This is a genomic window from Blautia sp. MSK.18.38, from assembly GCF_024460535.1.
Lineage (GTDB): Bacteria > Bacillota > Clostridia > Lachnospirales > Lachnospiraceae > Blautia_A > Blautia_A fusiformis.
The window spans coordinates 58061-72073 of record NZ_JANFYP010000007.1 but is presented as its reverse complement, the minus strand read 5'-3'; the positions used below and the strand labels follow the sequence as shown (position 1 = coordinate 72073).

10 protein-coding genes are annotated in these 14013 nt (G+C 45.8%); 2 read left to right on the top strand and 8 right to left on the bottom strand.

All coding sequences use genetic code 11. The features are described 5' to 3' along the window. Positions 1 to 64 precede the first annotated feature (64 nt). Positions 65 to 943, top strand: coding sequence for an aldose 1-epimerase family protein (locus NE638_RS06255; RefSeq protein ID WP_059085208.1), 879 nt, complete (start codon positions 65 to 67; stop codon positions 941 to 943). 90 nt (positions 944 to 1033) lie between these two features. Here NE638_RS06255 and NE638_RS06250 read toward each other — a convergent pair whose 3' ends face one another. The 4 genes from NE638_RS06250 to NE638_RS06235 are packed head-to-tail and all read right to left on the bottom strand — an operon-like array spanning position 1034 to position 6260. Then, a complete protein-coding gene (locus tag NE638_RS06250; RefSeq protein WP_059085209.1) occupies positions 1034 to 3214 on the bottom strand; it encodes an alpha-galactosidase in 2181 nt (726 codons plus the stop codon). Positions 3215 to 3241: 27 nt separating this feature from the next. Then, positions 3242 to 4084: a carbohydrate ABC transporter permease gene (locus NE638_RS06245; RefSeq protein ID WP_015525816.1), complete on the bottom strand. Its 843-nt coding sequence runs from the start codon at positions 4082 to 4084 to the stop codon at positions 3242 to 3244. Then, entirely contained in the window at positions 4084 to 4962 is an 879-nt protein-coding gene (locus NE638_RS06240; RefSeq protein ID WP_015525815.1) for a carbohydrate ABC transporter permease, read from the bottom strand. The genes NE638_RS06245 and NE638_RS06240 overlap by 1 nt, the downstream gene beginning before the upstream one ends. Positions 4963 to 4964: 2 nt before the next feature. Then, positions 4965 to 6260, bottom strand: coding sequence for an ABC transporter substrate-binding protein (locus NE638_RS06235; protein ID WP_015525814.1), 1296 nt, complete (start codon positions 6258 to 6260; stop codon positions 4965 to 4967). A 461-nt stretch (positions 6261 to 6721) separates the two neighbouring features. Between NE638_RS06235 and NE638_RS06230 the strand changes: the two genes are divergently transcribed. Beyond that, positions 6722 to 7594 carry an AraC family transcriptional regulator gene (locus NE638_RS06230; protein WP_022426301.1) on the top strand — a complete coding sequence of 291 codons (873 nt, stop codon included), beginning with the start codon at positions 6722 to 6724 and terminating at the stop codon, positions 7592 to 7594. Positions 7595 to 7625: 31 nt separating this feature from the next. Here NE638_RS06230 and NE638_RS06225 read toward each other — a convergent pair whose 3' ends face one another. From NE638_RS06225 to NE638_RS06210, 4 genes are all read right to left on the bottom strand, one after another. Beyond that, a complete protein-coding gene (locus tag NE638_RS06225) occupies positions 7626 to 9020 on the bottom strand; it encodes a glycine--tRNA ligase (protein ID WP_092069375.1) in 1395 nt (464 codons plus the stop codon). A gap of 193 nt (positions 9021 to 9213) precedes the next feature. After that, positions 9214 to 9972: a DNA repair protein RecO gene (gene recO / locus NE638_RS06220; RefSeq protein WP_173745923.1), complete on the bottom strand. Its 759-nt coding sequence runs from the start codon at positions 9970 to 9972 to the stop codon at positions 9214 to 9216. Positions 9973 to 9974: 2 nt separating this feature from the next. Further along, positions 9975 to 10883, bottom strand: a complete 909-nt coding sequence (era, locus tag NE638_RS06215) for a GTPase Era (RefSeq protein WP_015525809.1) — start codon at positions 10881 to 10883, stop codon at positions 9975 to 9977. Between the two features lie 68 nt (positions 10884 to 10951). Beyond that, positions 10952 to 13873, bottom strand: coding sequence for an insulinase family protein (locus NE638_RS06210; protein WP_173745922.1), 2922 nt, complete (start codon positions 13871 to 13873; stop codon positions 10952 to 10954). Positions 13874 to 14013: the final 140 nt, after the last annotated feature.

Below are 14013 nucleotides of genomic sequence, written 5' to 3'. Positions count from 1 at the left end.
AGAAAAAAACATGCAGCAATTCCGAGGTAATATTACCCGAATGCTGTCATACAGGAGGTTTATCATGACACGAACGATTGAAAACAGCTTTCTTAAGATTTCCGTTTCCGATCACGGTGCTGAACTCACCGGCATCTATGACAAGACTAATGACAGGGAGATCCTCTGGCAGGCAGATCCGGCTTACTGGAAACGCCATGCGCCTGTACTTTTTCCCAACGTGGGACGTAACTACAAAGATATCTGGCGTCTGAACGGAAAGGAATATCCTTCCAGCCAGCACGGCTTTGCAAGAGACAGCGATTTTATCTGCACGGATATCACCGATACTTCCCTTTCCTTTGTCCTTAAGTCCTCTGAAGAAACCCTGAATATTTATCCGTTTGCTTTCGCTCTGAAGATCACCTACACTCTGAAGAAGCACGACCTGGAAGTATGCTGGGAAGTAGTTAATAATGATTCTGAAACTATGTATTTTACCATCGGCGGCCATCCGGCATTCCGTGTTCCGGTACGTGAAGGCGAATCCCAGAGTGATTACCGTCTTGCTTTTGAAGGCCTGGACACTCTTACCTATCTCCTTATCGATACGTCTGTAGGAACAGTCCTTGCTGACGAGCCACATACACTTTCCCTTGAAAACGGAACCTGTTCCATTGCTCCTCACATGTTTGATAAAGACGCTCTTGTTTTTGATAACGGCCAGATCCAAAAGGCCGGTATCCTCTTCCCGGACGGAACTCCATATCTGACACTTACCAGTGAGGGCTTCCCGAATTTCGGTATCTGGTCCGTACCCGGTGCTCCCTTCGTATGCCTGGAGCCGTGGATGGGACGCTGTGATGACTGTGGTTTTGAAAAACCTCTTTCCGAAAAAGCAAATATCAATGTGCTGAAACCGGATGAGGAATTTATCAAGAGCTATCAGATCACCGTACACTGAGCTATGATAAAAAAAGATCCGCCATACATCGGCTTTTTCAGCTGTCTGTATGACGGATCCTTTTATTTATCTTACTGTCTCAATACGCTCTTATTCTCTCACAAAATGATACTGATAAGCTCTGTACTCCCCAAACTCTGCAGGAAGCGGCATTCCACCATGCATCAGAGCAGCTCCGGAATAGATCCTGCCGGTAGTCTGTTCCTTATAAAGTGCACTCTCATCAAGGCCGCGAAGCTGCACATAATTCACAGTCATATTTCCATGGATCTCCTCCATGACAACATTGAGCAGAACTTCTTCCTGAGAATTTCCAACGATCTCCCATGCACAGACCTCACTCTTAAACGGATCTGTCAGGCGATAGTACCGTCCGTTCTGGATCAGTGGCGCATATTTACGGAATTCCCCGATCTGGCTGCGGACCTCATCTTTTTCTTCCTCAGTCAGCTTCAGAAGATCCAGCTCGTAGCCGAAGGTTCCGGACATAGCAACCACACCTCTGGTATGTAACGGGGTGATCCTTCCTGTCTGATGGTTCGGCACTGCAGATACATGTGCTCCCATGGCCGATACCGGATATCCGAAGGAAGTGCCATACTGGATCCGAAGCCTGTCAATAGCATCGGAGTTGTCGCTGCACCAGATCTGCGGTGTGTAATACAGCATACCTGCGTCAAATCTTCCGCCGCCGCCGCTGCAGCCCTCGATCAGAAGATCCGGATAACGGTTCACCATACGATCCAGAAAATCGTACAATCCCAGGACATAATCATACATTACACGTCCCTGATCCTTGGTCATTACGGAAAATACATCCATCAGGCTTCGATTCATGTCCCATTTAACGTACTCAATATTGGCATTATCCAATACCGCACTGATCTGTCCAAAGATTCCGTCTACAACTTCTTTTCTGGAAAAATCAAGTACCAGCTGATTTCTGGATCTCACTGGTTTTCTTCCTGGAATCGTAAGTGCCCAGTCCGGATGCTCACGGTAAAGATCACTGTCCTCAGAGATCATCTCCGGCTCGATCCAGATACCGAATTTCACTCCGAGGTCATTGACTCTTTTTACCAGTCCGCCGAGAGTCTCTCCAAGCTTCTTCTCATTGACATACCAGTCCCCAAGACCACTGTTGTCATCGTCACGTTTTCCAAACCAGCCGTCATCCAGAACCAGCATATCGATACCAAGGCTCCTTGCCTCTTTTGCCAGATTATATAAAGTCTCCCCTGTAAAATCAAAATATGCTGCCTCCCAGCTGTTTACCAGCACCGGACGGACCTCTGTCTTATATTTACCACGGCAGATATGATGACGGATGCAGCTGTGCAGATTCTGGGAAAGACAGTTCATTCCCTGATCTGTGTAGCTTAAGATCACCTCAGGTGCATAGAAGGTCTCCCCGGCTTCCAGCGGATACCGGAAGCACTCCTCCTGTACACCAAGGAGCATTCTTGTCTGATTGTACTGATCTTTAAGAACCTCACCCTGGAAATTTCCGCTGTATACAAAGGACATAGCATAGCAGCCTCCATGATCCTCTGTTGTGTCCTTCTCTGCCAGGATCATCATCGGATTATACTGATGGCTGGATGTGCCACGGACACTGCCGATCATCTGACTTCCATGAGCCACCGGTACTCTCTGCAGATTCCGCTCCATGGCATGTCTTCCGTAAAAAGTAAGCAGGTCATAATCTCCGTAAAGAAAATCCAGTTCTGCGGACATCACCTTGTTCACATAGATCTTCTCACTGCTCTGATTGCGGATATAGACGCTTCTTGTAATGATATCCAGTTCCGGAAGTACACCGTAAAGAAGCATGGCCTCCACGCCAGTAGCCGGATCCTCCAGTACGATCTCCAGAGTCTGTGCCTCATCATTATCTGCATAAACCGCCGGAAGCCCCGGAAGGCTGTATTTACCGTCACGGATAGTATAATTCTTGTAACGCATATCACAGCTCATGCTTCCGTCACCGTTTTCCAGCATCAGTGATGCACTGCGGAAATCTCCGTTTCCGTAGCAGGAAAGCTCCTGTGGAAGAGAGTCCATGGAATAGGTTCTGTCTGTTCCCGCATCATAGGGATTTCCGGAAAATCCTCTGTCATAGTAGGTCAGAAGATAATCCATGCAGCCTTCTGCCTTTTTACCATAATAGAGATGAAGAAGAAATCCGTACTGATCCACCTGCATCTGATATGTAGTTTCTTTTGTCTGTAGGGTAAACGTTCTGTCTTTCTCGCAGTAGATGATTCCCATATGTGAATCCTCCTTTTTCTTGTGTTTTTATTTTACGGCACCGTTTACAACACCATTTAAAATGTGCTTCTGGCAGATCAGATAAAACAGAAGGATCGGAAGCAGTGCCAGCAGATAAGAGGCAAACGCAAGGTTATAGTTTGTTCCGAACTGAGTCTGGAAATTCAGCTGTGCCAGAGGCAATGTGGTTCCACCCGTAGATCCGGACATGATAACCAATGGAGTCATAACATCATTCCAGGTTCCAAGTGCTGTCAGAACTGCCACTGTGGCATGCATCGGCTTCATGATCGGAAAGATGATCTTCCAATATGTTTTCCAGGTACTGGCTCCATCCACACAGGCAGCCTCCTCAAGGGCCATTGGAATGTTTGTCAGATATCCGGAATAAAGAAGCACGTTCATAGGCATATAAAATACCGTGTAAAGAATGATCACACCGACTTTGTTATCAAGGCCCATCTCAGCAGTCTGCTTTACAAGCGGCATCATCAGGATAGCAAACGGAACAAACATACCGCTCACTACATAGAGATAGATAAATTTATAAAATTTACTTCTCTTGTTTCTGGCTATAGCATAACCTAAAAGTGAATGAATTACAATAGCAAGAACCACTGTGATCACAGTGATCAATACACTGTTTCCAAGAGAATGCCAGAAGTCTGTTACCTCCATAGCTTCCCTGAAATTGGCAAGACTGAATTTCTCTGGCAGAGACAGGATCCCGGCTACACTGTTGGTCATCTCTGTCGGCTGCTTGAATGCGATCACAATTGTCATATAAAGCGGAAATACCACTGTGATAAGGCCAAGGATCAGAAGGATCGTTACCGGCCAGTTCGCTTTTTCTCTTACTTTCGTTTTCATTACAGCTGCTCCTCCTTTTTCCCTGTGATAGTCAACTGCACTGCAGAAATGATCACGATCACAATAAAGAATATAACCGCATTAGCGCTCTGGAATCCAAACTGACCGCCACTCATACCATTGTTATAGATCAGATAGGAAATGGATTCTGTACTCTGTGCAGGACCACCCTTTGTCAAAGCCATGATCTGATCAAATACCATCAGGAAGTTTTTCACACAGAGAACCATGTTGATACTGAAAAACGGAACGATCAGCGGGAATGTCAGATAACGGAACTTACTGAATCCGGTAGCACCGTCAATAGCTCCTGCCTCGTATACATCCTCCGGCACTGTCTGGAGGCCCGAAATATAGATAATGGTATTCATTGCGATGGACTGCCATGCACAAACGATCACGATGGCAACCCATGCCAGGCTCGTACTGGAAAGCATGCTGGAAGACAATGTTTTATTTCCGATCATCTTTCCGAATGCAGGCAGGATATATGTAAAGAAATAATTGAAAATATATCCTACGACCAGTGCGCCAAGTACATTAGGAATAAAATAAGCTCCACGCAGTGCACTCTTGAAACGGATCTTGCTGTTCAGTCCAAGTGCCAGGATCAGGCTGAGTACATTCGTTACAATAGTTGCCACGATGGCCAGCTTAAAGGTAAACAGATAGGAACCGCCAACACGGCTGTCTGTAAAAAGATCCTTATAGTTTCGAAGTCCTACCCAGTCATAGCTTCCATAGCCTTTAAAGTTCGTAAAGCTGTAGATCACACCCTTGATCAGAGGCAGTGTGTTAAAGCAGAAAAATAATGCCACGATCGGAATGGTGATCAGAAGAAAGGTCAGCTTTCTTCCACTCATAGATTTTTTTCCCATGATCAGTTCTCTCCTTCCCCGTTCTTCTCCTCATAGTCCTGTACTTTACGGATAATGTCACGGTTATATCTTGTCCAGTCTGTATCAAATTTTTTCAGGAATGCATCTTTATCCTTTTTCATCAGGAAGGTCTGGATCTGTGCATCCACAGCCATCTCTGTAGGATAATAATGATCCTGGTAGTCGGCCATCCTTCCCTCTTCTATGTATTCCTTCATACCATCCAGCGTAGAGGGAAGTGTGAAATCACCCTCTTTACAGGGAACTGCCTTCTGGTCATCCAGATATGTCTGTATATTCTCATCCTCAAGAAGGAAATCCAGCACTTCATATGCAGCTTCCTTATTCTCACAGTCATCCATCACACAGAACTGAAGGTCAACTCCGGAATTCAGTTTGTTTTCTGACGGATCATTGCTTGCCGGTGTTACAAAAGAATCAATATCCATATCCGGATTTACACTCTGGATTTGCGGGATCGCATAGCTTCCGATGGGATACATGGCAGCCTCCCCTTTTGCAAAAGCGGTGCAGGCTCCATTGTAATCATAGGCAAAGGGATCATCCGGTCCATACTGGATAAGCTCCAGCATACGGTCTGCTACTTCCTTATACTCTTTTGCAAAAGTAGTGTTTCCCTGGTTTACCTGGCGGCATACATCGGCTGGTGCAAGATCTACCGCAATAGAATTCCACGGTGCAAGACAGGTCCAGGTATCTTTAAATCCGAAATAAAGCGGCTGGATACCTGCATCCTGAATTTCCTGGCAAAGGCTCATAAATTCATCCCATGTAGTCGGGATCTGCCAGCCATGCTCCTTGAAAAGCTCACGATTGTAAAGGATTCCGGCGGCATTGGCCACGTAAGGAACCGCATAGACTCCGTCTTCCGGAACGAATTCCAGCGCTTTATCAATTTCTTTATATGCATCTTTGATCGAATCCAGTCCCTGATAATCGGAAATATCCATCAGCATATCAGAATCAATAAAATTGGAAAAGTTAACATCGCCTCCGATTCCAATGATATCCGGATTATCCTCACGGATAAATCTTGTCTTCAATACAGTCATAGCATCGTTTGGTGATTCGATGGTAAGATGGATATCATCATGAGTGGCATTGAATTTTTCTTCCAGTTTTTCAAATGCCTTAACCGCTTCCGGTTTATACTGCACAAGTTCGATCTCTGTCTTTCCGCTGTCCTTTTTACCTGTGCCGCATCCGCTCAATGTAACGGAAGCTGCCATGGTAAAGGCAAGTCCCATACAGAGGATCCATTTACTTCTGTTGCGCATCTTGTAATGCTCCTTCCTTTTCCTTTTATTTGATAAGTCGGATATCACCCATTTAACTGATATGGCTATCCGGGTTCTCCAATACTTATTCTCTGGTTTCTTTTTTCTGAAAGCTATTTTAACATAGCTTTATGCTTGCATAAATAGCAGTGTTTTTCTTGTTTTATACCAAAATGCAATTTTTCTCTGTCTTCATTAAAGTCATCTAGCATTTTGATATATTTTACGCCTATATCACTACTTTTATCTAAAATTAGTATATTCCGAATTTATCGAAAATCAACAGGTTTCTCGAGAAACTTAATTTTCTCACAAAGTTTTATCGATTATCCTTCTCTTTTTAGTATATTTTACAGGCTGTTTTTGTAATTGCATTTTTATACATATGTTGAAGTTCCCTGCTGTTTTAATATATAATGTTACTGAAACCAGACAAAATCATACGCCTAAAGGATAAAAATATGAATGACCTTCTCTTCTCCGTTTTTCCAAATGAAAACTTTGTTGATATCGGACTATACCAATACGGCTGGGAGCACTGCGCTCCGGCACATTCATTCGGCCCGGCCGCACGAAACCATTATATTTTTCATTATGTGATCTCCGGTACCGGAACTCTGATGGCAGACAATTCCGCAGGAGAGACCATCACCTATCAGGTAAAAAGCGGCCAGGGTTTCATGCTTTTTCCCGGTCAGATCAACACCTACATTGCAGATACCGACTTTCCATGGGAGTACACCTGGGTGGAATTTGACGGGCTCCGGGCAAAAGAGATCGTGGAAACTGCAGGTTTAAGTCCGGACCATCCGGTCTATCACAGCCACTCTGCAGATCTCCGCCAGAAAATGATGGAGGAAATGCTTTATATCAGCCATAATTCCCAGGAATCACCCTTTCATCTTATCGGACATACCTGGCTTTTTCTGGATTACTTTATGCGCTCTACTGAAACTGTCCGCATGAAACAGGATGGAAGTATCCGTGATTTTTATATCAAGGAGGCGCTCTCTTTTATTGAACAGAATTTCCAGAATGATATTTCCATTGAGGATATCGCAGCCTGCTGCGGCCTGAACCGAAGCTACTTCGGTAAGATCTTCCACGACACCATCGGACGTTCTCCCCAGGAATTCCTGATCAGCTATCGCATGACCAAAGCTGCAGAACTTCTTAAGATCACAGCCCTGTCTATCGCAGATATCGGAAATGCAGTCGGATATCCCAATCAGCTGCATTTTTCCCGGGCTTTCAAAAATGTATACGGAATGTCGCCAAGAAACTGGCGAATGAAAAACAGACTTATTGAAAAAAAGCCTCCGGCCAGAAAATAGCCGGAGGTTTTTTATTAAAAAATGTATTTACTTAAAATGTAAATTTATCAGCAAAGTATGCATCAAGCTCATCGATCTTCACACGTACCTGCTCCATAGTGTCACGGTCACGGACTGTAACTGCACCGTCATTCTCAGACTCGAAGTCATAAGTGATACAGAACGGAGTACCGATCTCATCCTGTCTGCGGTAACGTTTACCGATATTTCCACGGTCATCGTACTCACAGTTGTACTTCTTGGAAAGCTGCTGGTAGATCTTCTCAGCACCCTCGTTAAGCTTCTTGGAAAGCGGAAGCACACCGATCTTAACCGGTGCAAGTACCGGATGGAAATGAAGGACTGTACGGACATCGTTCTTCTCTTCATCCAGAACTTCCTCATCGTAAGCGCTGCAGAGGAAAGCAAGTACCATACGGTCTGCTCCAAGTGATGGCTCGATAACGTATGGGATATATTTCTGTTTCTTCTCATCATCAAAGTATGTGAGATCCTGGCCGGATACATTCTGATGCTGTGTCAGGTCATAATCTGTTCTGTCAGCGATTCCCCAGAGCTCACCCCATCCGAATGGGAAAAGGAATTCCACATCTGTGGTAGCCTTGCTGTAGAAGCTCAGCTCTTCCTTATCATGGTCACGGTAACGAACCTCATCATCCTTAAGTCCGAGAGCACTCAGCCAGTCAAGGCAGAACTTCTTCCAGTATGCAAACCACTCAAGATCTGTATCCGGCTCGCAGAAGAACTCAAGCTCCATCTGCTCGAACTCACGGGTACGGAATGTGAAGTTACCCGGTGTGATCTCGTTACGGAAGGATTTACCGATCTGGCCGATACCAAACGGAATCTTTTTACGAGATGTTCTCTGTACGTTCTTGAAGTTTACGAAAATACCCTGGGCAGTCTCCGGTCTTAAATATACAGTATTCTTGGCATCTTCGGTAACACCCTGGAATGTCTTGAACATCAGGTTGAACTGACGGATATCTGTGAAGTTGTGTTTACCACAGCTCGGACATCCTACCTCGTGTTCTTTGATGAAGTCCATCATCTTCTCCTGGGACCATGCATCTACGCTTCCCTCAATGGCAATGTCATGCTCTGCACAAAAGTCCTCAATGAGCTTATCTGCACGGAAACGCTCGTGGCACTCTTTACAGTCCATAAGAGGATCAGAAAATCCGCCAAGATGTCCGGAAGCGATCCATGTCTGCGGGTTCATAAGGATCGCACAGTCAACACCTACATTGTACGGAGACTCCTGAATGAATTTCTGCCACCATGCACGTTTTACGTTATTTTTAAGCTCTACACCGAGATTTCCATAATCCCATGTGTTTGCCAGGCCGCCGTAGATCTCGGAACCCGGGTAAACAAATCCTCTGGCTTTTGCAAGAGCTACGATCTTTTCCATTGTCTTTTCCATGATTTCTCTCCTCTTGACTTGCAGCTGTTCCGCCAAATGCGTCCGGAAAGCTCCGGAAAAAGCTGCTTTTTTACATTTTTGGTCTTATTATACTAGTATCCTCATGATTTTTCAAGGATATTTCCATTTGCATTGCATCCTGTCCTGCTTTTAAAAAATAAATCGTTACGGTTATTCCGCAGCCGGCAGTGATCTATCTCATCAATTCCAGGATCTCCAGACTTTTAAACCGCTTGTCTGTATTCAGCTCCGTATACCGGTAAATGTGGCGTTCCAGTTCCCGCAGCACATCATCCCGCACTGTAAACGTATACAGCTTTGCCAGGGGGGACACGGCTATGTAGCGCATGGCATACAGGGCAGCCGCTGAGATCCGTTTCCTGTCCATGACCATCCTGCTGCAGTCCGCACACAGGATCCCATGCTCGTCCTGGGAGAAAAAAAGTTCTCCGGTTTCTTCCTCCGTAAGCTCTCTCCCGCAGCCCGCACACTGGAACAGTTGCGGCATCACGCCCTGGATCACCATAGTCCGCAGTTCATAGATACAGCGCACCAGCCGGTCTTCTATATGAGGATTCAAAATGGCTTTGATGGTCACATAGAGAAGATTCATCATCTCCTTCTCATCCGTTCCCTCTTTGCCAAAATAATCTGCCAGCTCCAGAAAATAATATCCATAGTAAACCCCCGGCTGCCGGGTGGCCAGCTCCACAAAATGATGCTGCACGCTGACCTGGTTCAGATTATAGCTTGTCCTTCCCTCATAAAGAGTAAAGCTTCCGAATACAAACGGGTTAGCTGCTGCCATGAACGGACTGTTCTGCCGTCTCGCTCCCTTGGCAAAAGCGGAGATCTTCCCCCTCTCTCGTGTGAGAAGGACGATCCGCTTGTCATAATCCCCTACCGGCATGGCAGAAAGTACCACTCCCTGTACGGTAATCAGATCACTCATTTTCAGATTTCTTTCTTATCATATCCAAAGTTCTTGATCAGGAAATCACTGTCTCTCCAGTTCTTGGTCACCTTGACCCAGAGCTTTAAGTTTACCTTTGCTTCCAGCATACGCTCCAGCTCATAGCGGGCATTGCTTCCGATCTTTTTCAGCATGGCACCCTGTTTTCCGATGATGATGCCTTTGTGGGAATTACGCTCGCAGATGATGGTCGCATCAATATCTATGATGTTGCTTCTTCCCGGACGTTTCTTCATCCGGTCGATGGCAACGGCGATTCCGTGAGGGATCTCCTCATCCAGTGCATGCAGAGCCTTCTCACGGATGATCTCTGCGGCGATCTGGCGCTGAGGCTGGTCGGTAACTGTATCCTCATCATAGAACATCGGTCCGTACGGAAGATATTTGAAAATACTTGGAATGATATCCTGTGTGTTTTTTCCGCGGAGGGCAGAGCAGGGAATGATCTCTGCAAAATCACAGATCTTACGGTAGGTATCGATTGCAGGAAGAAGCTCTTCTTTTTTTACCGTATCGATCTTGTTGATGATGAGAATCACAGGAACTCCAACCTTCTGCAGCTGCTCGGCAATGTGGCGCTCTCCCGCACCTACGAATGTGGACGGCTCCACCAGCCACATAATGGCATCTACTTCCTTCAGGGTTCTCTCCGCAACCTGTACCATGTATTCTCCAAGCTTGTTTTTTGCCTTGTGGATACCCGGTGTGTCCAAAAATACGATCTGTCCCTCATCACAGGTATACACGGTCTGTATCTTGTTTCTGGTTGTCTGTGGCTTGTTTGATGTGATAGCAATCTTCTGTCCGATAAGATGGTTCATCAGCGTGGATTTTCCAACATTCGGTCTTCCGATGATCGCAACAAAGCCTGATCTAAAATTATTATCCATTCTTTATCCTCTCATAATCCTTTCACAGCCTGCTATCCTATTTAACGGACAGCAGGCTTTGTTTCTCCTCAGCCGATCAGTGGCTTCACTTCCATGAATACATCTTCCGCCTTCTCTATTGCAGTCTCACTTCCTACTACGCAGATCTGATCATCGGAAAGTACTGCTTCTACAAGAGCTGCCAGTTTCTGGATATCCTCCTTCTGCGCTCCGAGGATCTGATTTCTTTCCTTCTGGAGCATATCTTCTGTAACATTGGAGAAATATGCGGTTTTTGAGATACTTCCCTGCATCTGCGGAGTTCTCGGCACATCCTTGTTGCTGATCGTTCCGATGATATATTTTGTCATCTCACGCTCGTCTGCCTCAAAGGCACGGATATAATCCGGCACTCCCTGGTATACTTCCAGGGTTCTCTTTAGATGGGGATCACGGTAGGATACCAGGAAGCTCTCTCCGTTTCTCTTAAAGCCGCTCATGCAGCCATACGCTCCACCCTTTACACGAAGGTTGATCCAGAGATAATCGTAGCTTAAGATCACTTTCAGGATCTCCAGTGCACCGGTATACTCCAGGCCTTTTTTGCGGAAGTTTCCGTTCTGTGCCACATACTGGACCTGGCCGGAGGTCTTGAAGGCTTCGTTTTTCTTTATGCAGGGGGCCTGCTTCACAGACTCCGGCTTCTGTCCGTTAAACAAGACTTTTTTGATCCCGGCAGCCTGTGCTTTTACTACATCCAGAGATTCTCTCTCTCCGGTATAGCTTACACAGAAATTCTCCGGACGAAGGACCTCTTCCATCACCTTACAGAGATTTTTCACGATCTCATCCTTGCAGCTGTCAAAATCCTTCTCCAGTTTTTCGATAAACTGATAATATCCGATTCCTGCCATCTCATCCTGGAATGCCGCCATCGGAGATGCGTAGGAAGCACCACGGAGAACGGCGGTGGAATGGCCTGCACTTGCAAGGCTGGCCTGGGCTCTGGATCTCACTCTGGCAATGATCTCGTAGAGACGTTTGGTGTCATCCAGCTTCGAAGTTGTAAGAACCTCCCGGATCATGGAAAACATGAAATCCATCTCCGGATATAACGCTTTTCCTCTTACGGCAAACATGGCACGGAATGCATCGGTATCCTGGGCATCATCAAAAACCTCTATCCCATAGGCAATACCGCCGGTTCTCGCATTCACTTCATTAAACAGCTCGCCATAAGTGTAATTCTCCGTATCCACTGCACCAAGCACAGATTTCAGAAGTCCCAGATAATGGACTGTATCAACATCAAAGTCATGGATCTCAAAAAGAAGATCCGCATAACCGATACCATTGGTGCACACATCATGATACAGAAACAAGCTGTCCTCCACATGGTGCTCCTCGTTTGTCAGCCCTGTGATCTCTTTTTTGATGTCTTCTCTGGAGAGCATGGGGATGCAGGTCAGCGCTTCCGGAGCTTCCTCCGCTTCCTGATAAGCCTCCAGCGCTTTGGTATTCTCTACCATCCGGGTAAGCTCTTCATCAGAAAGGCTCTTTCTGTAATTCTCCAGCTTTTCTTCCAGTTCCTTATCCCTCTTTGCTGCAAGGCCCTTCTCCGGTACCAGGGAAAGGATCGCGCCATGGGTGTTATCCAGAAGATATTTCCGGATCAGCTCCTCGAAATATCCCTCTTCCAGAGCTTTTTTGAGGAACTCAAAGCCCTCCAGAAGCTGCACCTCACAGAACGGCTTCGTATCATCATAAAGCCAGCTGCTTAAAATATCCAGGCCATACATCAGCCCCTTCGGATAGGAAGAAAAATCTGCTTCGCGGAAACGGAATTCATAGTAATTGATCCCGGCTGTTACTGCCTTTTTATCAATTCCCTCCTCTGCGATCTTTGTGAGAGTGTCGCGGATCACCTTTATAAATTCCTCTTTCCGACTTAAGTTTGCTCCCTTTGCCACAATGGAGAAATAGGTCTGCTTGATACCGTCCTCAAAGGAGCCGTAGATATCTTTGCCGATCTTTGCATCCAGAAGTGCCTGCTTCAGCGGTGCACCAGGTGCGCTTAAAAGTGCGTAATCCAGAACCTCGAAAGCAAGACTTAAGTTGATATCTGCTGCCTCGCCCACAACCATATTGTAGGAAAGATAGGTGTTATCCTCTTCTCCTTCGTCCTCTGATACCGGATAATTTTTCCGGATATCTTTTACCTGGGCAAAAGCTTCCTGATCCCGGATCTCGGAATCAATAGTAAGGGAATCAAAAGCAGACAAATAATGGCTGTCAATAAACTCCAGTTTCTCCTCCATATCCATGTTTCCATAGAGATAGATAAAACTGTTGGACGGATGATAATATTGTCTGTGAAAATCCAGAAATTCCTCGTAACTGAGATCCGGGATATTTACCGGATCTCCGCCGGACTCACAGCCATAGGTGGTATCCGGGAACAGAGAATTCATGATCTCTCTCTCCAGAACATCGTCCGGTGAGGAAAAAGCACCTTTCATTTCATTGTAAACAACACCGTTGTACTTCAGCGGTCCCTCTTTCTGCTCCAGATGATAGTTCCAGCCTTCCTGGCGGAAAATCTCCTCTTTTTTGTAAATATTCGGATAGAATACCGCATCCAGATATACATGCATCAGATTCTGGAAATCCCGGTCATTACAGCTTGCTACCGGGTAGCAGGTCTTATCCGGATAGGTCATGGCATTAAGGAAGGTATTAAGAGAACCTTTTACCAGTTCCACAAAAGGATCCTTCAGCGGAAATTCCCTGGAGCCGCACAGTACGCTGTGTTCCAATATATGAGCAACACCTGTGCTGTTTTTCGGCGGTGTACGGAATGCAATGTTAAAAACCTTATTCTCATCACTATTCTCGATGAGCATCACTCTGGCTCCTGTTTTTTTGTGTCTCAGAAGCCATCCTTTTGAATGAATATCCTGAAGCTCCTCTTCCTTCAGGACTTCATATGCTTTCAGATGATTGGGATTCATAAAATAGTAACCTCCTGAATGTTTCTCTTCACACCCGACATGGATCTTCGTTCAAAAAATCTCAGAATATTTTATCGGATGCATGGCAACAAAAGGCTGCCTGAGTAGTCAGACAGCCTGAAACGGAAGCGCTCCGGCCT